This window comes from Burkholderia sp. Ax-1720, from assembly GCF_011753035.1.
Taxonomy (GTDB): Bacteria; Pseudomonadota; Gammaproteobacteria; order Burkholderiales; family Burkholderiaceae; genus Burkholderia; species Burkholderia gladioli.
This window is the reverse complement of sequence record NZ_VWWK01000018.1, coordinates 48,257-68,704: the sequence shown is the minus strand read 5'-3', so window position 1 is coordinate 68,704 and position 20,448 is coordinate 48,257. Positions and strand designations below refer to the sequence as shown.

The 20,448-nt window shown below is 67.3% G+C and carries 15 protein-coding genes; 9 read left to right on the top strand and 6 right to left on the bottom strand.

What is annotated here, in order from left to right; translation table 11 throughout:
* Nucleotides 1-103: 103 nt before the first annotated feature.
* Both fabV and F3J18_RS08740 read right to left on the bottom strand, forming a co-directional pair.
* Nucleotides 104-1,306, bottom strand: coding sequence for an enoyl-ACP reductase FabV (gene fabV, locus F3J18_RS08745; RefSeq protein WP_166912566.1), 1,203 nt, complete (start codon nt 1,304-1,306; stop codon nt 104-106).
* A 255-nt stretch (nt 1,307-1,561) separates the two neighbouring features.
* Nucleotides 1,562-2,203, bottom strand: coding sequence for an FMN-binding negative transcriptional regulator (locus F3J18_RS08740; protein ID WP_166912565.1), 642 nt, complete (start codon nt 2,201-2,203; stop codon nt 1,562-1,564).
* A 135-nt stretch (nt 2,204-2,338) separates the two neighbouring features.
* Between F3J18_RS08740 and F3J18_RS08735 the strand changes: the two genes are divergently transcribed.
* The 6 genes from F3J18_RS08735 (at nt 2,339) to F3J18_RS08710 (ending at nt 11,375) form a co-directional block, all read left to right on the top strand.
* Nucleotides 2,339-4,111, top strand: a complete 1,773-nt coding sequence (locus tag F3J18_RS08735) for a PLP-dependent aminotransferase family protein (protein ID WP_166912564.1) — start codon at nt 2,339-2,341, stop codon at nt 4,109-4,111.
* A 334-nt stretch (nt 4,112-4,445) separates the two neighbouring features.
* Nucleotides 4,446-5,618 (top strand): type I restriction enzyme HsdR N-terminal domain-containing protein, encoded by a 1,173-nt coding sequence (locus F3J18_RS08730; protein WP_166912563.1) that lies wholly within the window; start codon nt 4,446-4,448, stop codon nt 5,616-5,618.
* A complete protein-coding gene (locus F3J18_RS08725; RefSeq protein ID WP_166912562.1) occupies nt 5,605-8,241 on the top strand; it encodes a T6SS effector BTH_I2691 family protein in 2,637 nt (878 codons plus the stop codon). The genes F3J18_RS08730 and F3J18_RS08725 overlap by 14 nt, the downstream gene beginning before the upstream one ends.
* A 3-nt stretch (nt 8,242-8,244) precedes the next feature.
* Nucleotides 8,245-9,327, top strand: a complete 1,083-nt coding sequence (locus tag F3J18_RS08720) for a DUF6708 domain-containing protein (protein ID WP_166912561.1) — start codon at nt 8,245-8,247, stop codon at nt 9,325-9,327.
* A gap of 141 nt (nt 9,328-9,468) precedes the next feature.
* Entirely contained in the window at nt 9,469-10,173 is a 705-nt protein-coding gene (locus F3J18_RS08715; RefSeq protein ID WP_025102219.1) for a YafY family protein, read from the top strand.
* A gap of 68 nt (nt 10,174-10,241) precedes the next feature.
* On the top strand, nt 10,242-11,375 hold the full coding sequence (locus tag F3J18_RS08710; RefSeq protein WP_240156372.1) for a DNA alkylation repair protein: 1,134 nt from the start codon (nt 10,242-10,244) through the stop codon (nt 11,373-11,375).
* A gap of 38 nt (nt 11,376-11,413) precedes the next feature.
* Here F3J18_RS08710 and F3J18_RS08705 read toward each other — a convergent pair whose 3' ends face one another.
* Together F3J18_RS08705 and F3J18_RS08700 are read right to left on the bottom strand one after the other, a co-directional pair.
* Nucleotides 11,414-12,046 carry a trimeric intracellular cation channel family protein gene (locus F3J18_RS08705; protein ID WP_166912560.1) on the bottom strand — a complete coding sequence of 211 codons (633 nt, stop codon included), beginning with the start codon at nt 12,044-12,046 and terminating at the stop codon, nt 11,414-11,416.
* A gap of 224 nt (nt 12,047-12,270) precedes the next feature.
* Nucleotides 12,271-13,227 carry an AraC family transcriptional regulator gene (locus F3J18_RS08700; protein WP_025102216.1) on the bottom strand — a complete coding sequence of 319 codons (957 nt, stop codon included), beginning with the start codon at nt 13,225-13,227 and terminating at the stop codon, nt 12,271-12,273.
* Between the two features lie 151 nt (nt 13,228-13,378).
* On the opposite strand from F3J18_RS08700, the gene F3J18_RS08695 reads away from it, so the two are divergent.
* Complete coding sequence (locus F3J18_RS08695) at nt 13,379-14,278, top strand: EamA family transporter (protein ID WP_046575017.1); 900 nt, start codon at nt 13,379-13,381, stop codon at nt 14,276-14,278.
* Nucleotides 14,279-14,336: 58 nt separating this feature from the next.
* Here the strand turns inward: F3J18_RS08695 and F3J18_RS08690 are convergent, their stop codons facing one another.
* Entirely contained in the window at nt 14,337-15,248 is a 912-nt protein-coding gene (locus F3J18_RS08690) for a LysR family transcriptional regulator (RefSeq protein WP_166912559.1), read from the bottom strand.
* 107 nt (nt 15,249-15,355) lie between these two features.
* Between F3J18_RS08690 and F3J18_RS08685 the strand changes: the two genes are divergently transcribed.
* Nucleotides 15,356-16,015: a peroxiredoxin-like family protein gene (locus F3J18_RS08685; protein ID WP_166912557.1), complete on the top strand. Its 660-nt coding sequence runs from the start codon at nt 15,356-15,358 to the stop codon at nt 16,013-16,015.
* A 116-nt stretch (nt 16,016-16,131) separates the two neighbouring features.
* On the opposite strand, the gene F3J18_RS08680 is transcribed toward F3J18_RS08685, so the two are convergent.
* Nucleotides 16,132-17,049: a haloacid dehalogenase type II gene (locus F3J18_RS08680; RefSeq protein ID WP_240154617.1), complete on the bottom strand. Its 918-nt coding sequence runs from the start codon at nt 17,047-17,049 to the stop codon at nt 16,132-16,134.
* Between the two features lie 493 nt (nt 17,050-17,542).
* Between F3J18_RS08680 and F3J18_RS08675 the strand changes: the two genes are divergently transcribed.
* Nucleotides 17,543-20,425: a glycoside hydrolase family 2 TIM barrel-domain containing protein gene (locus tag F3J18_RS08675; protein WP_166912555.1), complete on the top strand. Its 2,883-nt coding sequence runs from the start codon at nt 17,543-17,545 to the stop codon at nt 20,423-20,425.
* Nucleotides 20,426-20,448 lie beyond the last annotated feature (23 nt).

Below are 20,448 nucleotides of genomic sequence, written 5' to 3'. Positions count from 1 at the left end.
AACGGGCCGGTCGCGAGGCGCGTGTGATACACGCCTTCGCGACCGGCCCGCGATGCGGGACGCGCGGCCTGGACGGCCCGCGCGCCCGATCCCGCCCTGACCGTTACAGGCCGACCGAGATCAGCCCCGGAATCGCCACGTCGGGATTGACGTCGGCGTCGTAGTCGACACCGGCGATCTCGAAGCCGAACAGGCGCAGGAACTCGTGCTTGTAGCCGGCGAAATCGGTCAGCTCGTAGAGGTTCTCGTTGGTGACCTGGTTCCACAGCGCCTGCACCTTGCCCTGCACCTGCGGATCGAGTTCCTTGTAGTCGGCGCGCAGGCGGCCGTCTTCGTCGATATGCGGCGTCGAGCCATACATCGTGTCGTGCAGCAGCCCATAGACCTGCTCGATGCAGCCTTCGTGCGTGCCGGTTTCCTTCATCACCTTGAACAGCAGGGAGAGGTACAGCGGCATCATCGGGATCGCCGAGCTGGCTTGCGTGACGACCGCCTTCAGCACTGCCACGCGCGCATCGCCGCCGCTGGCGGAAAGCGTCTCGCGCAGCCCGATCACGGTCTTGTCGAGATCCTTCTTGGCCGCGCCGATCGAGCCGTTCCAATAGATGTCGTGCGTGATCTGCTCGCCGAGGTAGGTGAAGGCGGTGGTTTTCGCGCCCGGGGCCAGCACGCCGGCCTGGTTCAGCGCGTCGATCCACATCTGCCAGTCCTCGCCGCCCATCACCGCCACGGTGTTGTCGATCTCTTCCTGCGAGGCCGGCTCCAGGACGGTGTCCTTGATCACTTCCTTGTCGGTGTCGAGGCCGCGGAAGGCCACGCTCTTGCCGATCGGCTTGAGCGTGGAGTTGTGCACCACGCCCGTCTTCGGATGCGTGCGGCGCGGCGAGGCCAGGCTGTAGACCACCAGGTCGACCTGGCCGAGATCGGCCTTGATGGTGTCGATGGTGACGCGCTTGACCTCGTCGGAGAAGGCGTCGCCGTTGATGGTCCGGGCGTAGCGGCCCTCGGCCTTGGCGAACTTCTCGAAGGCGGCGCTGTTGTACCAGCCGGCCGTGCCGGGCTTGGTCTCGCTGCCGGGGCGCTCGAAGCACACGCCCAGCGTGTCGGCCTGCGAGCCGAAGGCGGCCGAGATGCGCGCGGCGAGGCCGTAGCCGGTCGACGAGCCGATCACCAGTACCTTCTTGGGACCGTTGGCGATCGGGTCTTGCTTGACGACGTAGTCGATCTGTTCCTTGACGTTCGCTTCACAGCCGACAGGATGAGTGGTCACGCAGATGAAGCCACGCACGCGCGGTTTGATGATCATGAAAGCCCCTGAATACGGTAAGCGTCGAAGTTCGACGGACGGAAACGCCGTGCATTGTAATGGAAGCCCCGCGGGGCGCGAACGATTGCGGGGCGGGGCATCCGACCCTGGCCGCGGCGGGCGCGACGGCCGGGCGGCCGTCGATATGTATTTCCCTGGCGCCGGATATCCGGCGGTTCCGCCGCGCCGGCTTGGCGTCGGCGCCTAGCCCGTTGTGTAATCGCGGGGGTCGCGAGTTCGGGCGCTTTTGCGCTCTCAGGCCTTCGGCTCGCCCAGCCCGCCCGCCAGCATGGCCTCGGCGATGTCATGCCGCCCCTGCCCGCGCAGGCCCTCGGCCGCGCCCTGCACGTCGCGCGCGGCCTTGTTCTGGCCCAGCTTGAGCTTGCCTTCGAAGCGCGTGATCTCGATCTCGATGCCGACGATGGCCTTCAGCATCTCGTCGAGATAGTCGGCCGGCGCATCGCCCATCTTCCAGGGCACCGGCTGCGTGGCCTCGTGGCGGCGCGTCAGCTTCGCCACCACGCCGCGCACGTAGCGTTCGTCGTCGCGCACCGTGATCCGGCCATGCGCGTGCGCGACCGCGTAGTTCCAGGTCGGCACCTGCCGGTGCGCCTCGTGCTTGCTCGGGTACCAGTTAGGCGAGATGTAGGCGTCCATCGCGCGGAATATCGCCAGCACCGGATCGCCGTTCGCGACCTGCCGCCAGACCGGGTTGGCGCGCGACACGTGGGCATGCAGCACGCCCAGGCTGCCGGCCGCCGGATCGAGCTCGAACGGGAGGTGGTTCGCGTCGAGCCCGTCGGCGCCGTGCGTGACCAGCGTGCCGAACGGGTGGGCGGCGATCAGCGCGTGCAGCACCTCGGGGCGGGCTTCGTTGAAATGGGCGGGCAGGTACATGGCGGCTCCGGGTGGGGCGGGCGGCGGCGCGTCGGTTGGCCGGCGCGGCGCCCGGTAGTCGAATTCGCGTATTCTGCTGGCTGTCTGGCTCAGGATAAAGAGCCAGTTTCCCGTTATTTCAATGGACCAGAATCGATGGCTCGTACCGCCCGGTCGCCTGCCATTCCCGCGCTCGGCCCGCTAGACCGCGCGGCCGGCCAACTGAGCCGCCAGCTCGCGCAGGCCTTGCGCGACGCGATCCGGCGCGGTGGCCTGCTGCCCGGCGAACCGCTGCCGGCCACGCGCCAGCTCGCGGCGGCGCTCGGCCTCGCGCGCGGCACCGTGATCGAGGCCTTCGAGCAACTGGTCGCCGAGGGCTTCCTGGTCTCGCGTGGGCGCACCGGCACCTGGGTGGCGCCGGCGCTGAGCCTGCCTGTCGCGGCGATGGGATTGCATCCCGGGGAGGCGCGGCCGGGGCGGGATGCCGAGCCGGCTTCGCGGGTGGGGCGGGCAGGCGCGGTTGGTGGAGTTGTTGGAGTCGCTGGAACCGCTGGAACCGCTGGAACCGCTGGAACCGCTGGAGCCACCGGAGCCACCGGAGCCACCGGAGCCACCGGAGCCACCGGAGCCACCGGAGCCACCGGAGCCACCGGAGCCACCGGAGCCACCGGAACTGCCGAAGCCACCGAAACCGCCAAGAGCGCCAAAGCCGGCAACTCGCGCCGCCACGCGGCGAGCGCGACCGGCGAGAATCCAGCCGCGCCGAGCCGCTTGCCCGGCCCGGCGGCCATGTACGCCGCGATCGCCGCCGATTTCGAGCCCTTGCCGCCGATCCCGTTCGCGGTCTCGGTGCCGGGCGGCGCGACGCTGCCCGATTCGGCCTGGCGGCGGCTCGGCAACCGGCTGCGCGCTCGCGGCCCGGCCGCGCCGTCGGGCTACGGCGACACGCGCGGCGTGGACGCCTTGCGCGAGGCGATCGCCGCTTACGTGCGCCGCGCGCGCTCGGTGCGTTGCGAGGCGGCCCAGGTGATCGTCACCAGCGGCACCCAGCAGGGGCTCTACCTGGCCACCCAGGTGTTGCTCGGCGAGGGCGAGCGCGCCTGGGTCGAGAACCCGGCCTATCGCGGCATCACCGCGATCCTCGAGAGCACCGGGCGGCGCGAGGCCATCGTGCGCGTGCCGGTCGACGCGGAAGGGCTCGACGTCGATGCCGGGCTGCGCCTGGCGCCCGAGGCGCGCGCAGCCTTCGTCACGCCCTCGCACCAGTACCCGCTCGGCATGCCCTTGAGCGTGGCGCGTCGCGACGCGCTGCTCGACTGGGCCCGCGCGCGCGACGCCTGGATCGTCGAGGACGATTACGACAGCGAGCTGCGCTATGCCGGCCATCCCTTCCCGGCGATGCAGGGGCTGGACCCGCGGCGCGTGGTCTATCTCGGCACCTTCAGCAAGATCCTGTTTCCCTCGCTGCGGCTCGGCTACGCGATCGTGCCGCCGGAGCTGGTCGCCGCGTTTCGCGGCGCGCGCGTGCTGATGGACCGCCATCCGCCCGAGGTCGACCAGCACGTGCTGGCCGCCTTCATCGGCGAGGGCCATCTCGACCGGCACATCCGGCGCGTGCGCGGCGTCTACGCGGCGAGCCGCGCCCGGCTGATCGCGACGCTCGACGCGGCTTTGCCGCCCGAACTGGCCTGGCGCGAGCCGAGCGACCAGGGCATGCACCTGGTGCTCTGGCTCGCGCCGGGCCTCGACGATCGCCGCGTGGCGGCCGCTGCGCTGGCGGCGGGCGTCGCGGTGCGGCCGGTGTCGCCGATGTATGCGCCGGGCACGGCGCGAGCCGGGCTGGTGCTCGGCTTCGGGGGCTATGACGAGGCGGTGATGGAGGCGGCGGCGCGGCGCTTGGCGGCGGTGATCGTGGCCGCCGCGAAGTAGGCCCGGCACGGCGCGCTTCATCATGCGCGTCGAGGTCGCGGGCCATACGTTTCCCGCTTGATCGTCGGCAAGGCTATCTCTTTTCAGGTTCGTTACGCTGCCGGTTCGGTTTCAACCCGGTGCATCGTTGCGATCCGGCTTGCCCGGTTCATCTCGATGCCGGCATTCGTCCGGCAACCCCATCTTCCTATTCGCGACAAGGAATCGTCCCGGCCCCAGGTCCGACGCGTGGCGCCGGCTCGGGCGCGCGGCACCGATTCCAGGCGACGCGACGATGCCATTCCTGATCCACCCAGGCCGGCGGCCAGCGCCGGTCGCATTTCGGGAGCATCGCATGACGACGCAGCATGATCCGGCCGGCACCCGGCCGCAGGCATTCCAGGACCTCGACCAGGCGGCCGCGCAGGCGCGGGCCGTGGTGGAGGAATGGAAGGCCGAGCAGGTCTATCCGTTTCCGGAGGCGCCGGGCACCTCGATCGAGCAGATCGAGCGGCAGGTGTTCGACATCGTGGCGGTGCATATCGCCCGCCATCTTCCTGGCTTCGACGCGATCCAGCGCCGCAGCAAGGCGTTCCAGCTTCGCATGCTGAGGCAGGCGATCGAGACCAGCCCCGAGTCGCTGCAGCTCATCCTCGACGAGGTGCTGCGCCTGCCGAAGCCGCAGCGCGACGAGCTTGCCCATCTGCTGCGCGATACCTCGCTGTCGTCGATCGTCGGCGCGACCCGGGTCGTCTCCGAGCGCCTGCGTTTCATCGCGGGGCTCGAAGTGCTGTTGTTCGATCCCGAACCGAAACGGCGCCTGAAGGAGCGCACGCAGCTGCATCGCATCGTCGCGGAGAACTGCTGGCTGTTCGGCGAGGAGTACAGCCTGTCGGTCGACGATCAATCGCTGACGGCCGTGCTTGCCGAGCACCGGAAATGGCTGGGCCGCGATCTCGTCATCGACGCGCCGGTGAGGCATGTCTCGCGCACGCGCGGCATCGTCGACCTGATGCTGTCGAAGGCGACCCGGTCGCATCGCGCGAATGGCCTGTCGCATCTGATCGTCGAGCTGAAGGCGCCGCGGGTGAAGATCGGCTCGGAGGAGATCACGCAGATCCAGGCCTATGCCTTCAGCGTGATGCGCGACCCTCGCTTTTCGATGGTGAAGGTGAACTGGAATTTCTGGGTGATCGGCGACGAACTGGCGCCTTATGCCGAGGCACTCGCCCAGGACGATACCGGCCTGATCTACGCGAAGGCGAACGTGACGATCCAGGTGAAGACCTGGGCGCAGATCCTCGACGAGAACCGTTCCCGCCTGCAGTTCTTCCTGGACAAGTTCGACTTGCAGGTCGACCGGGCCGCCTCGCTTGCTTATCTGCGAGATCGCTACGCCGACTACCTGGAAGGCGTGTTCGAGGTGCGGGAACGCTTGGCGCCGTGGGGCGGCGCTCCGGCCTCCAGCGGCCAATCCGATGCGCCATCGCACAACCCGGCACGAGGGACACCCCATGTCGATACGTAAGGGCTGCCCGATCTGCGATCGTGACTCGTTGCTCATCTATCCCGTTCGTTATGCGATCGCCTGCCCTCGCGGCGCGGCGAAGGTCCCCGCCTTGTCCGGAAATTTTCGAGTCGACGATCGCGCGCCGCAGGACGTCGCGACGGCGCGATACACCTTGCGTTCGCTGCGAGGGGGGTACCTCTACACCTACGACGAAAAGCGCAAGCTTCTGCGTGCCTACATGGTGACGGGCGACGGCACGTTATGGAAATTTCCGCCGGGCATCGCGCCGCCGCCCTGCAACAGCGCCAAATACAACCTGACCGCGAATCTCTGTCCGCTCGGTGACGACTATCCGCAATCCTACGGCCTCTGCGTGAGCATCCAGCACACGCCTGGCGACGACGAGGCCACGAAGCTCTGGATCGGATGGTCCAATGTGCGCTGGACTCGGGATATGGTCTTCAAGAAGATCGAGGATATCGCTTGGCGCAAGCTGCATATGCAGTGCATCGATGTGTCGGCGATGATCGCCGGCGGCGCTGCCCATACGGGGGAATTCGAGGCGGTGCGTGGCGGGATCTCGCATTTCGCGATGGACCATCGCGCCATGGCGGAAGCCTTCGATTTCAGCAATTGCGCGCCCAATGACGACATCCGTCTGCGTCAAACCCATGCGGATGCGCGCATCGCCAAGGTAATGGCCGAATCGCCGCTGAAGCAGGGTTTCGTGATTGCCGTCAACGATCCCGTCGGCATCGCGAATGATCTTGCCGAGTTGACCATCCCTGATTCGCACAACGGTTTCGACACGGGGATTTACTGGAAGTACGTGTCGGCGCAGCTCCTGGAGCGTGCCGAGGCGGGCATTCGGGCCAATGCGAAGGCCAGTGCCGGGCTTGGCTACGGCATATCGAAACGTATCGCCGATGCCAATGCTCTCAATGCCGTGGTCCGCGCGCCGGGAGAGCCGGCGGCGGACCTGGCCGGGCTCTATCGCTTCGTGCGCAGGTGGATCGCGACCGGCAGCGCCGGTAGGGCCGCCAGGGCCGAGCAACGGAAAATCGACGATATCCCGACCGCCGAGCTGGAAGCGGCCGACGAGGCATGGGCCGCGGCATGCGCCAGGATGGGGCCGGACGGCAAGCCGTTGATCGGCCGCGACGGAAAGCCCGTGAGCGTGATCGACACACAGGCGCTGGAGCGTTTTCGGAAGGACGAGTATCCCCGCGCGCTCGATGCGTTCAAGCCCGGGTGGTTGGCTCTCGTGCAGGCACATGCCGAGTGGCTCAAGTGCAGCTTGCTCGCCGATTGGATGACGGGTAATCACGATATGCGGGATTTGCGCAGCGGGTACGCATACAGCGAATCGTGTGCGCAATCGATCGGGGCGGCTGCCGGTACGCAAGCATGCCGGAAGGTGCTGGATGACTGGTTGAACGGCCAGGCCTCGGATACTCGCAACCTGTACGTGCGCGCGCTCCTGTTCAATCAGGAAACGCTGATGGCGGCCGCCGATGCCCAGGTGCGCGGCTCGGATATTCAGTACGAGAACATCCTGAACCTCTACAAGGCGTCCATCGAGAAGATCGAGCAGTTCGGAACGGCTGGAAATCTGCGGGACCGGCTGGTTGTGACCACGGCGAACACGATCGTCGATGTGCTGGCGAAAGGGGCGAGGGGCGTGGCTGCCGGTTTCGTGACGATCCGGCTGTCGATTCACGCGGGCGTATCGATCAAGGCCGCGGGTCTCACGCCGATCGAGATGCGTACCTGGGTGCTCAAGCAGGGGGAGGCGCTGGGCTTGACGCTGGACGGCGACCGCCTGGCGCGGCAGGCGGCCGCCGCCAATATCCGTCGTGAGGTCTTCAAGGCGGCACCGCCTTCCGATCCCGCCGTGTTTGCCTATGCGATCGATACCGATGCGTGGGTGAGGGCGGGCAAGCTGGAGGCGAGTGAAGTCAAGGCCATCAAGCTGCCTGGCGTGGACGTGACGCGCAAATGGCTCGGAGCATCGTCGCCGGTCGAGTTTCACCAGGGCGTCGCCACCGCGATTTTTCAGCTCGTTGCGTTGCGGTTTGCGTATGCGGATTTCAATGAGAGCGATCGCTTCAACTACGACGAAACGCTGCTGAAGCTGACCGGCTCGGTGGTTGCCATCCTGGGCAATATCGTCGAGACGGTTTCGGAGACGTTCATCAAGGCGCCCGTGCATCCGCTTTCGGATTTCATCATGAAGCATTGGGCGTGGTTCAACAGGAAGACAGCGGGAGTGGCGGCGCATGCCGGGCGATGGATCGGTGCGCTCGCGGGTGTTTTCGTCTCGGGCGTGGATTTGTTTGGAAAGGCACCGGGAGCCTTGAGGAATCACGAGAAGAATGTGGCGGCCCTTTATCTATCGAGTGGAATTCTTGGTATGTACATTGCGCTCTCTCCGGCTGTTTCATCAATTCCGCTCATTGGTGCATGGTTGCCTCCGCTGTGGCCGATTCTGGTGGTTTCGATTGCCATCGGCGTCGTGGTTGTTCATGTGGAGTCGACAGCGATCGTTGAATGGGTGGCACGTTGCAAGTTCAGTAAAACGCCAGCTTATCGCTCGTTGGATGAGGAGTTGAAGGCCTTCGATTTCGCCGTGGAGCGCTAAGGCATGGACGAGCGACTGTTCAGGAAAGGTGCCGGTGGTGCTATTCCAGCGTGGGATCAGGTGCATCGGCTCTCGATTAATCAATCAGTTGGGCCTGAAATCAAGGATTTGGGGTCGACATTCAGTATTAATTCGAAATTCATGGACGTGATCGATCCAATTCTTCTGGATAAGCAATGGGTCGTCATGGGCGTGCTCATGGCATTTTTGTCGTTGGGTATGGGTCCATATATTTATTGGCTGACCTTCATTCGTTATCCATGGGGCGGCATGGTTGAAATATTGCTTTCGTTTCTGCCCTTGTTGCTTTTTGGCCCGACTGTCTGGTATCTCGGCCCCAACCTGTTCTTTGGCCTGCGTTACCGTCCCATCCGCCTTCACCGCGCGACCCGCAAGATCTACGCGATCCGGCGTCGCCGTTTTTTCTCGAAGCCAGGGCAAGGCGATATCGTCTGGGAAGCACCCTGGACGGAGGAATCGATCTTCTGCCTTCATCGCGAGATCACGCCATACGGCACGTACTATCACATCCGCCACTACACGGTAGACGAACAAGGCAAGGTCACGCGGGCATTCTCCATCGGTCGCGAGTGGCAAAAAACGGAAGCCCGTCTGGCGCTGGCGCAATGGAACTATTGGTGCCGCTACATGAACGACGGCCCGCGGGACCTGCCCAAACCCATGCTGTTCCACACCCGGCATGAAACACCTCGCGAATCCTTCCTCTTCTCGCTATACGACTTCGGCATGAACGTGCCGGCGTTCATGCGCTTGCTGGTGATGCCGCCCGTCCTCTTCTTCACCTTGATGCGAATGATCTCGAACGCCACTTGCCGCGCGCCGATCTGGCCCGACGAGATCGCGAGCCTGTCCATCATCGCCCCTGACGATCCCTACGCGGAACCGCGACAAGGAACGCCAATCGGCTGGGCCGAAACGATACTGGCCCAGAAGCGTGGCGACTACCCCGACGACGATCACGCCCGGGTACGGGATTGGGGCGGCGAGCCGGACGGAGAAAAACACGCCGCTGCCTGGTTGGATAACCCGTCCCGAGCACTTGCCGCCCAGCGCGCGGCATCGTGAAAAACGAACCCGGCCACCAACCCGGATTTCCCACCAAAAGCAACTAACCAGCCTCCCTCTCCCGCCCCGAGCCCTTACAATCCCGGGCACGTTGCCGGCCGCCAACCGGCAACGCGACCTACACGCCACCGGGAGCCCGCCATGTCACGTTCGGGACGTCTGCTCAACCTGCTGGAACTGCTGCGCGCCAGGCGCCGCCCCGTCACGGCGGCGCAGCTCGCCACCGAGCTGGCCGTGTCCGAGCGCACCATCTATCGCGACATCGCCGAACTGATCGCGCAGGGCGCCCCGATCGAGGGCAGTGCCGGCGTCGGCTACCTGCTGCGCGCCGGCCATTTCCTGCCGCCGCTGATGTTCGCGCGCGAGGAGATCGAGGCGATCGTGCTGGGGCTCCACTATGTCGACCAGCGCGGCGACGAGATCCTGAAGACGGCCGCGGCGGCCGCGCTGGCCAAGATCGCCGCGGTGCTGCCGCCCGATGCCGGCGCGACCCTCGACGCGCCGCTCGCCATGCCTGGGCCGCCCGCGCCCTCGTTTCCCGCCAACGTGGTCGAGCTGGGCCGGCTGCGCGCGGCGATCCGTGCCGAGCGGCGGCTCGAGATCGTCTATGTGGACGTGGCCGGCAGCCAGTCGCATCGCATCGTCTGGCCGGTCCAGATCGGCTTCATGGACAACGCGCGCGTGCTGGCCGCCTGGTGCGAACTGCGCGAAGCCTTCCGCACCTTCCGCACCGACCGGATTCAGGCCGCCACCGAGCTCGATCGCTACCCGGCGCGGCGCGCGGCCCTGATGCGCGGGCTGCATGCGCAACTGGCGCTGTCCCTGCAGTCTCCTGACAAAAACTGACAGCGCGATCGGCGAAGCTGCGGGCTTTCCGATCACGCGCGCGCGGTCCTCCGCGCGGCCACCGCGCCATGTCCACCCAGGCTCCCGATTCCCCTGATTCCCTCGATTCCCCGGTCCTTCTCAAGGACTCGATGGGCGAACGGCAATTCCGTTCGCTGCTCTCCACGCTGAAACTGATCGAACGCAGCTTCGATACGCGGCGCTTCCTGGCGGTCGCGCTCGATGGCCTCGACGAGCTGTCGCTGATGGCGCGCGTGCGTCGCGCCAGCCTCGCGATCGAGGCCGGCGCGCAAGCGCTGCCGGGCGGCTACGACACCGTGCTGACGCTGCTGGCCGAAGCCGCGCCGCATCTGGGCGGCGGTTTCCTGGCGATGGTCGCGCCCGACTACGTCGGCCAGTTCGGCCGTCACGACTTCGATCGCTCGATGGCGGCGCTGGCCTTCTTCACGCGCTTCGGCACCTCGGAATTCGCGGTGCGCGAATTCCTGCGCGACGATCCGCGGCGCGCGCTGGCCACGCTGCACGATTGGTCCCGGCACGAGGACCAAGCCGTGCGCCGGCTGGCCAGCGAAGGCAGCCGGCCGCGCCTGCCCTGGTCGTTCCGGCTGCGCGAGATCGAGGCCGATCCCGCGCTGGCCGCGCCGATCCTCGACAATCTGCGCGCCGACCCGAGCGACTACGTGCGCCGCTCGGTGGCCAACCACCTGAACGACGTCACCAAGCTGCATCCGGATTGGGTGCTGGAACGCGCCGCGGCATGGGGCGTCGACGATGCCGGCACGCGCTGGATCGTCCGGCATGCGCTGCGCACGCTGGTCAAGCGCGGCGACGCGCGGGCGCTGGCGCTGCTCGGCGCGAGCGGCGCGGCGCGGATCGAAGCGGTGCCGTTCGCGGTGACGCCGGCGCGCATCGAACTCGGCGAGACGGTCACGCTGGCCGCCGAGCTGGTGTCCACGGCGCCGGACGCGCAGCGGCTGGTGGTCGATTACCGGATCGGCTACGTGAAGAAGAACGGCAGCACCGCGCACAAGGTCTTCAAGCTCAGGGAGCTGACGCTGGCGCCGGGGCAGCGCATCGATATCGTGCGTAGCCAGCGGATCCGCGATTTCACGACGCGCACGCATTACGCGGGGCGCCATGGCGTCGAGCTGATCGTGAACGGCGCGGTGGTGGCGCAGGCGCATTTCGACCTCGCCTGCTGATTTGAGTCGAGCCAGGCGGCCCGGCGCCGGGCTGGCCTTCAGCGGCCGTCGGTCTGCCGCGAGCCGAACACCGGCAGCCGCCAGCCGAAGTACAGCGAGGACAGCCGGATCGCCACGCAGGAGCCGATCGCAAGCCAGGGCGCGAGCGTCGGCAGCCAGTTGGTGCGCAGCGAGACGACCTCGACGGTCGCGCCGAACAGGGCGGCCAGCGCGTAGATCTCGCGCTGCAGGATGGCCGGCACGCGCGACAGCAGCACGTCGCGGATCACGCCGCCGCCCACCGCGCTGAACATGCCCAGCAGGATCGCGACCTCGGCGCTCTCGCTGTAGGCCAGCGCCTTCTGCGCGCCGGCCACGGCAAACATGCCGAGCCCGATCGCATCGAACAGCAGCACCGGATAACGCAGCCGCCGGACCTTCTGGTAGGCGGCGATGGTCAGCGCCGCGGCGACCAGCGACACCGCCAGGTAGCTCCAGTTCGAGAGGCCGGCCGGCGGCACGGCGCCGATGCAGACGTCGCGCACGATGCCGCCGCCGCAGGCGACGATGAAGGTGACGAAGGCCACGCCGAACAGGTCGAGGCGCCGCTGGCGGGCCGCCACGGCGCCGCTGATCGCGAACGCGAAGGTGCCGGTCAGGTCCAGCAGCGTGTAGGCGACATGGCCGTTCATGCGCGCGGCTCCGAGGGCGCGCGGCGGCTGGTTCGGCAAGCCGCAGGCAGGCCGGCGGAGCGGCCGCGCGGGCGCGGCGAGGGCAGCGCCATGGCGCTGGTCGGGAGGGAGAACGGGGAAATCATCGTCGATCGGAGCTTGAGCGAGGTAACGATGATAGGCAGATGCTCGAAAACTGCAACCGTCGACGCCCGGCGCGGGCGCCGGCCCAGCCGTGCAGGGGCTCAGGCGCCGCCCAGCAGGGCCTTGCGGAACACGGTGGGCGCCACGCCGTGCGCGTCGCGGAAGCGATGGCTGAAATGCGCGGCATTCGCGTAGCCGCACTGCTCGGCGACCTGCGCGAGCGGCAGCGCGGTGCCGCGCAGCAGTTCGCGGGCGCGGGCCAGCCGCTGCTCAGCGATCCAGGCATGCGGCGGCGCGCCGAACGAGACCCGGAACATGCGCGCGAAATGGTATTCCGACAGCGCGGCGAGATCGGCCAGCTCGCCGAGCGTGATCGACTGCCCGAGGCTCGCGTCCACATAATCGCGCACGCGCCGGCGCACCGTCGGCGACAGCCCGCCGGTACGCGGCACGCCGCTGCGCACCACGCTCTGCTCGCGCAGCAGCCGGCTCAGCACCTCGTGGGCGGTTTCGTTGGCGCGCAGGCGGCCGTCGACGTCGTCCCAGCTTTCCAGCAGCAGCGAGTGGCACAGCTCGACGATGCGCTGATCCTCGAAGTAGGTGCGATCGGCCAGTTCCAGCTCGCGCGGCTCGCGGTCCAGCTCGCGCACGGCGCGGCGCGCGAAGTGCTCGGGCAGGAAGTACAGGTGCATGAAATGCATCTGGCCGCGCACCCACCAGCGCGATTCGTGGTCGCCGGGCAGCGCGCAGAGCCGGCTCGGCGCGCCGTAGCCGGGCACCCGCTGCCGCTCGGTGCGATAGCCGCCCGCCAGGTAGCACGACAGCGTGTGATGGCCGGGCTGCTCGTAGACGGTTTCGGCGATCTCGGTCTCGCGCGTCCATTCGGCGATCGCGAGGTGGTCGCCCAGCCAGGCGAAGCGTTCGAGCCGGGCATCCGCCTCGGCCAGCGTGCGGCAGACCGACTGCAGGCCGAACGGCAGCTCCGCCGCGCCGGCCAGCTCGGAGGCGGACGCGGGCGGTTCGACGAGGATCGGGGCGGATGGGCGGACGGAACTCATGTGCGCAGTATAGGGGCGCGCGCGCGGCCGCGCCGGGCTGTCACAGAAAGACCGCAATTCCGGACAAGTGGCCGGGCATGGGCGGCGGCACAGTAGCTGCCGGGGATCGACCGATTCCCGCTTCCTCACCTTTTTCCTGCCGCCGCGTCTCATGAATCTTCTGCTTTATGCCGTCACCGTGCTGATCTGGGGCACCACCTGGATCGCCATCAAATGGCAGCTCGACAGCGTGCCGCCGCCCATCTCGATCGCCTTGCGCTTCTGGATCGCCGCGGCCGTGCTGTTCCTGCTGCTGCGCGTGCTGCGCCGGCCGATCCGGCCGCCGCGCGAGGCCTGGCGCTTCCTGGTCGCGCAGGGCGTGGCGCTCTTTTGTCTGAACTTTCTGTGCTTCTACTACGCCGAGCGCGTGGTGCCGAGCGGGCTGGTGGCCGTGGTGTTCTCGATCGCGCCGCTGCTGAACGCGATCAACGGCCGGATCTTCCTGGGCCGGCCGCTGCAGCCCACCGCGATCGCCGGCGCGCTGCTGGGCCTGGTCGGCATCGGCTGCCTGTTCTATCAGCAGATGGCGGGGCATCTCGGCGACGCGGCCACCTGGCGCGGCCTGGTGATCGCCTTCGCGGGCACCATGTGCTTCTCCACCGGCAGCCTGCTGTCGAGCCGGATGCAGGCGATGGGGCTGCACCCGCTCACCACCAATAGCTGGGCGATGCTGATCGGTGCCGCGGTGCTCACGCTCGGCTCGGCCGTGGCGGGGCTGTCCTTCGTGCCCGAGATGACGCCGCGCTATCTCGGCGCGCTGGCCTACCTGGCGCTGCCCGGCTCGGTGATCGGCTTCACCTCCTACCTGATGCTGGTCGGCCGGATCGGGCCGGAGCGCGCGGCTTACTGCACGGTGCTGTTCCCGTTCGTGGCGCTGAGCGCGTCGACGCTGTTCGAGGGCTATCGCTGGTCGACGCTGGCGGTGATCGGGCTGGTGCTGGTGGTGGCCGGGAACCTGGTGGCCTTCGATCTGGGGCGCAAGCTGTTCCTGCGGCGGCGCGGGCTGGCCTGAGGGGGGCGCGGCCGGGTGGCGATGATCGCGCCGCGGCCGGTTCCCGCCGGCTCGCGCCTCAACCCGCGCGGCGCGGCGCGGTCGAAATCGGCGCGAGTTCGGCGACGAGGTAATCGACCAGCAGCCGCGCGGCGGGCCGCGCCGCCCGCCCCGCCGGAAAGACCGCGTGAACCTCGACGGGATCGAGCTGCCAGTCGGTGAGCAGCGGCACCAGCCGCCCGTCGGCGAGTTCGGCGCGGCAACCCCACGAGCCGATCGTCAGCAGGCCGAGGCCGGCCACGGCCGCGGCGGTGGCGGCTTCGTTGACGCTGGTCGAGAGGCGCCCGTCGGCGCGAAACGTCATGGCCTGCCCATCCTTGCGGAAGGTCGCGCCCAGAGATTCCGCGCTCGACGGGCCGAGCACGAAGGCATGCCGCTCGAGTTCCGCCGGATCGCGTGGCGTTCCCGCTCGCGCGAGATAGGCCGGTGCCGCCACCAGCATGCGTGGCGAACAGCCGATCAGGCGCGAGGTCGCGTTTGAATCGCTCAGGGTTCCGAAGCGAAATGCCAGGTCGACGCCTTCGACGATCAGGTCCTGCCGATCGTCGGCCATGCGCAGGTCGATCCGCAGCGCAGGATGGTCGGCCATGAAGCGATCGAGCCGCGGAATGACTTCCCTCACCCCGAAGCTGGTGGACAGCGCGATGCGCAGGTGGCCCCGCAATTCGCTCGTGCCGCGCGCGACCCGGTCCGCCTCGTCGAGCGCTTCCAGGATGGCATCGACACGGGACAGGTAATCCGCGCCGGTATCGGTCAGCTTCACCGCGCGCGTGCTCCTGACGAACAGTGCGGCGCCCACTTCCGCCTCGAGTTCCGAGATCTGCCGCGACACCGAAGGCTGGCTGATGCCGAGATCGCGGCCGGCCTTCGTGAAGCTCCCCATGCGCGCGACGCGGGTGAAGAGCCGCAGCACTGATAGCTTGTCATTCATTTGTTCGGCGAATAACTGAAAGTCGATTGGCCATTCTACCGGTTGTCCAGTGAATGAATCACCATGACTTCACGCGCCATCCACGGCGCATCAACCGGGAGTCAGTCATGAAACTGCAGGACAAGCTGGATGCATTCAAATCGCACTTCGAGACCAAGGTCGCGCCGGCCCAGGTCGTCGAGCTGTTCCATCGAACCACCGAGGAACTGATCGCGTCGGGGCAGGCCGGGCGCTCGCTGAAGGTCGGCGACGTGGCGCCCGTCTTCACGCTCGCGAGCGCCGAGGGCGAGCCGGTCTCGTCGGCCTCGCTGCTCGAACGCGGGCCGCTGGTGGTCACGTTCTACCGCGGCGTCTGGTGCCCTTACTGCAACATCGACTTGCAGGCGATCGAGGCGGCGGCGGCCGAGATTCGCGCACTGGGTGCGAACCTCGTATCGATCTCGATGCAGACCGCGCCGAACAGCCTTAAATCGCAGCGCGAGAACAAGCTCAGCTACCCGATCCTCGCCGACGAGGGCGGCAAGACGGCGGATGCGTTCGGCATCCGTTTCCGCCTGCAGGACGAGTTGATCGAGGCCTACCGCGGCTTCGGCGTGGACCTGCCCGTCATCAACGGCGAGCCGAGCTGGACGCTGCCGATGCCGGCGCGCTACGTGATCGCGCGGGACGGCCGGATCGCCTATGCGGAGGTGAGCCCCGACTACACGCGGCGGCCGGATCCGAGCGAGCTGCTGCCGACGCTGCGCGAGCTGGCGGGAATGGTTTGATGCGGGGCGGGGGCGAGCATGGCCGTGTTTTTCTCGCTGAACGCCTCCGCCTTGTTGTTCCGGCCCAGGGCTCGGCCAACCGCTCGCCGTCCCTGCCGCGCGCACCATTCAAGCAGCTAGGCCCCGAGCAAGTCCGCCAATTCGGTGAAGCTGTCGGCCACCAGGTCGAAGCGAGGGTCGGGCTGCGTATCGACCTTGCCGCCGGGGCCCGCCTCCAGCGGCCGGCGGATGAAGGCGGTGCGCAAACCTTGCCCGCGCGCGCCGAGGAGATCGGGTTTGTGGCAGGCCACCATCATGATTTCCTCGGGTTTCAGGCCGAGATAGGTCGGCGCAATCTGGTACACCTTGGGCGCCGGCTTGACGGCCCTGGCCAGTTCGGCCGTCATGACCAGATCCCAGCGGAAATCGCGCACGCGCGCCAGCACCGCCATGTCGGCCATGTCCGCGTTCGACAGGGTGGCGAGCAGATAGGGCTGATGCAGGCGCCGCAAACCGGGAATGACATCCGGCCAGGTGCGCAATCGCTGCCAGATGTCGTTCAGGTTCTCGAGATCCGCCTGCAACGCGCTGTCCAGGCCATGCCGTCGAAGCGTGCTTTCCAGCGCGTCGAGCCGTAATGCCGCCAGGTTTTGCCACGGGCGCTGGCCATCGAAAATCGCCTTGAATCCGGCCAGCATCAGCCCCGACCATTCGGTGGCGATGGCGGGCCAGTCGATTTCCAGCCCTCGCGCCTTGCTCAGCGCGCGGCCCTCCTCGACGATGCTGCTCCAATAGTCGGTGCAGGTGCCATAGACGTCGAACACCAGCGCCTTGATGCCGTTCCGTCCGGCGGGCGCGCTGCTGACAGGCATGCCGGCGGCCGGCATCGACTGGGCCAGGACCGATGCGCTCGGCGTCAAGGCGGCGGCGACACCCGCCACGAGCAGGCCGCGCCGGGAGAGCCGGACGGCATCGCCGCCGCTGGAATCCGTCTGTGCGGTGGAGGCATGTGCCGCTTGCAGGCGGGGGGAAGACTGACTGCGTCGTGTGTTCATGAGGCAAGGACCTTTGAGGGATGCGTCCCACGGTGTTGTAGATACAACCAATTGACCGAAACTCAGCCAGGGCCACCTTGGCGGAAGCCGCGGCAACTACCGATCAGGCATCGTCATTGGAGTACCGGAACGTATGGCGTTTGTGTCGCGAGAGGGCACTTTTGTATCTGCAAGTATCGGGAGCCTTCGCGGATACATGCGAATACAAAGGCGAAGCCAAGAATCCTCGATCGATTGCCAATTTCCGAGAATCGAATTCAATCCAATCCCGCCGATTCGACACAAAACAGCGAAGCCCCGAAAACTAAACTGCATGCGCCAAGGGTTAACGCAGGTGTGCGCGACTGCTTCGCAAAACAATACTGATCCTGGCCGCGTTTACCATGCTGTTTCATCAAAACACCTAAACAACTCGTCAATCGCGATTCAGCGAGGGAAGCGGGCCGTCTTGCGCCAGCAATTCGTGAGTTCCAACCCCAGACTGGAGAACGACATGCCATCGGCACCGCGTCGAAAATTCCTCGGTTACAGCTCGGCCCTGGTGGCGAGCGCCTGCCTGCCCGGCTGCAATGGTGACGGCACCGACCCCGTCGCTCCCGTCGCCGACGATCATCGCGGCGTCCCCGACACGCTGCCCGGCACACCACCCGCCACGCCGCTCGACAATCTCGCCGCCTCGCGCGAGATCAGCGGTCAATGGACCTTCGTCGCCGCATCCGAGCAGCCCGCGCTCGGCGGCGCGCAGCTCTCGAGCCCGCAAGGGCCGGCCGGCATGTCCGTGGCAACGGTGCCCGGCACCGCGCTCGACAGCATGCTCGCCAACGGCAAGTATCCCGATCCGTTCCACGGCCGGATCGTGACCGACACGATTCCCGACACGCTGAAGGACACCGATTACTGGTATCGCACGCGCTTCGCGACACCGCCGCTGCGCGCGGGGCAGCACTTGTGGCTGCGCCTGGATGGCGTCAACTACCGCGCCGAGATCTGGCTCAACGGCAGCCAGGTCGGCACGCTGGCGGGTGCTTTCAAGCACGGCTATTTCGACGTCACGCGCCTGGTCGCGCCGGCCGGCGGCGAGGCATGGCTGGCGGTGCGCGCGATCAAGCTCGACTTCTCGGAAGGCCCGCTCGAGCCGAGCTATGGCAGCGGCGTGACGCGCGGCGGCCGCAACGGCGGGCCGACCGGCATCACGCTGAAGAACGGCCCGAGCTTCTTTTGCTCGGCCGGCTGGGACTGGCTGCCGACGATTCCCGATCGCAACCTCGGCATCTGGCAGCCGGTGTCCTGGTTCAGCACCGGCGCGATCCGCATCGCGGACCTGCGCGTGGACAGCACGCTCTCCGACGACCTGGGCAGCGCGCAACTGCAACTCGACCTCTCGCTCGACAATCGCTCGGGCGCCACGGTCGCGGCCACGGTGACGGGGCGCATCGGCGAACACATCGCGTTCCGCCGCGCCATCTCGATCCCCGCCGCGGACCAGCCGAGCACGATCACGCTCACGCCCGCCGAGGTTCCCGAGCTGGCCTTGTCGAACCCGAAGCTCTGGTGGCCGAACGGTTATGGCGAGCCGAACCTGTACGCCGTCTCGGCGTCGATCGAGCTGCTGGGCCAGGTATCGGACACGCGCAGCGTGAACATCGGCTTGCGCCGCATCGACTACTCGCGCGACATCGGCCAGGGCAAGCAGTTGAGCATCAGCGTCAACAAGCTGCCGATCCTGGTGATGGGCGGCAACTGGGGCCTCGACGAGGCGCTCAAGCGGATTCCGCGCGAGCGTCTGTTCAATCAGGTGCGCCTGCATCGCGACGCCAACCTGAACCTGATCCGCAACTGGAACGGCCAGAGCACGAGCCGCGATTTCTTCGATGCCTGCGACGCCTACGGCATCCTCGTCTGGCAGGACTTCTTCTATTCGACCGAGGCGAACGGCGCGGGCCCGGCCAACCTGCCGCGCGATCTCGACAATATCCGCGACGTGATCGTGCATTTCCGCAACCATCCGTCGATCCTGCTCTGGTGCGGCGGCAACGAGGGTTCGCCGCCCACCGCGCTGGTCAGCGGGCTCGATGCGCTGGTGAAGGAGCTCGACCCGAAGCGGCTGTGCCTGACGAGCTCGGCGGGCGATACCGGCGCGGGCGCCGTCAACGGCTATTCCTCGGGCGGGCCCTACAACTGGACCACGCCCAAATCGGCCTTCACGCGCAGCTACGGCAGGACCGCCACGGCCTTCCACAACGAGGTGGGCTCGCATTCGATCCCGACGCTCGAGTTCGTGAAGTCGATGCTGCCGCCTTCATCGTGGGAATGCCCCGACGATTACTGGGCCGATCGCGACATGAACGGCAACGGCGCCACCTACCCGCAGGTCGGCTACAAGCAGGGCGGCGCGGGCTATATCGCGGCGACCGCATTCCGCTACGGCGAGATCCGCAATCTCGCCGACTTCGTGCGCAAGGCGCAGATGATGAACTACGAATGCATTCGCTCGATCTACGAGGCGAATGCGGCCGTGATGATCGGCCCGGTGGCGGGCGCGATCACCTCGCCCGCCACCGGCGTGATCATGTGGATGACGAATCCGGCCCAGCCCAGCTTCGTCTGGCAGATGTACAGCCACGATCTCGAGCAGCATTCGTCCTTCTTCGCGGTCCAGCACGGCTGCCGCCGCGTGAACGCGATCCTCGACGCGAATAGCTTCGACCTGACGATCGCCAACCACACGGCGAAGCCGGTGGCCGGCAGCCTCGAGGCGCGCGTCTACAACCTCGACAGCTCGCTGGTCGGCGTCGCCACGCCGAGCATCGCGGGCGTGGCGCCGACTTCGTATCAGGTGGTGGCGAACCTGCGTACCCTGATCGCGGGCGCTGCCTCGTCCGTGTGCCTGGTCGCGCTGATCCTGCGCGATGCCGGCGGCACGACGCTTGCCGAGAATCTCTACTGGTACGAGAAGAGCGGCGCGGACAGCAGCTACGTGACGCTCGACACGATCACGCCGGCTGCGGTCTCGATCCAGGCCTCGTCCGACGAGCCGGACGAAACGAGCACGCGCATCACGGTCGAGGTGGCGAACATCGGCGGCAGCGTCGCGCTGATGACGCATCTGCAACTGTTCGACCGCGCCAGCGGCGAGCGCATCCTGCCGGCCTTCTACAGCGACAACTACCTGAACCTGCTGCCGGGCGCGAGGCGGCGCGTCGTGATCGACGTCCCGCATGCGAAGGGAAAGCCGATATCGTCGGCGGCGCTGCGCGTCGACGGCTGGAAGCTCGACCGTGCCAGGTCGAGGCTGAGCCTGGGCGGCGTGCCGGTGATCTTCAACGACGCGGCGCTCGACGTCGCGCCGGCCGTGGCCACGTTCGGCAAGTGCTGAGGCGATAAAAAACAGGCGGGCCC

Coding starts and splice junctions, on each gene's coding strand:
- F3J18_RS08725 (WP_166912562.1), top strand. CDS start 5,605: ATGTCGATACGTAAGGGCTGCCCGATCTGCGATCGTGACTCGTTGCTC.
- F3J18_RS08735 (WP_166912564.1), top strand. CDS start 2,339: ATGGCTCGTACCGCCCGGTCGCCTGCCATTCCCGCGCTCGGCCCGCTA.
- F3J18_RS08730 (WP_166912563.1), top strand. CDS start 4,446: ATGACGACGCAGCATGATCCGGCCGGCACCCGGCCGCAGGCATTCCAG.
- fabV (WP_166912566.1), bottom strand. CDS start 1,306: ATGATCATCAAACCGCGCGTGCGTGGCTTCATCTGCGTGACCACTCAT.
- F3J18_RS08680 (WP_240154617.1), bottom strand. CDS start 17,049: ATGAACACACGACGCAGTCAGTCTTCCCCCCGCCTGCAAGCGGCACAT.
- F3J18_RS08685 (WP_166912557.1), top strand. CDS start 15,356: ATGAAACTGCAGGACAAGCTGGATGCATTCAAATCGCACTTCGAGACC.
- F3J18_RS08695 (WP_046575017.1), top strand. CDS start 13,379: ATGAATCTTCTGCTTTATGCCGTCACCGTGCTGATCTGGGGCACCACC.
- F3J18_RS08705 (WP_166912560.1), bottom strand. CDS start 12,046: ATGAACGGCCATGTCGCCTACACGCTGCTGGACCTGACCGGCACCTTC.
- F3J18_RS08740 (WP_166912565.1), bottom strand. CDS start 2,203: ATGTACCTGCCCGCCCATTTCAACGAAGCCCGCCCCGAGGTGCTGCAC.
- F3J18_RS08675 (WP_166912555.1), top strand. CDS start 17,543: ATGCCATCGGCACCGCGTCGAAAATTCCTCGGTTACAGCTCGGCCCTG.
- F3J18_RS08720 (WP_166912561.1), top strand. CDS start 8,245: ATGGACGAGCGACTGTTCAGGAAAGGTGCCGGTGGTGCTATTCCAGCG.
- F3J18_RS08700 (WP_025102216.1), bottom strand. CDS start 13,227: ATGAGTTCCGTCCGCCCATCCGCCCCGATCCTCGTCGAACCGCCCGCG.
- F3J18_RS08715 (WP_025102219.1), top strand. CDS start 9,469: ATGTCACGTTCGGGACGTCTGCTCAACCTGCTGGAACTGCTGCGCGCC.
- F3J18_RS08690 (WP_166912559.1), bottom strand. CDS start 15,248: ATGAATGACAAGCTATCAGTGCTGCGGCTCTTCACCCGCGTCGCGCGC.
- F3J18_RS08710 (WP_240156372.1), top strand. CDS start 10,242: ATGTCCACCCAGGCTCCCGATTCCCCTGATTCCCTCGATTCCCCGGTC.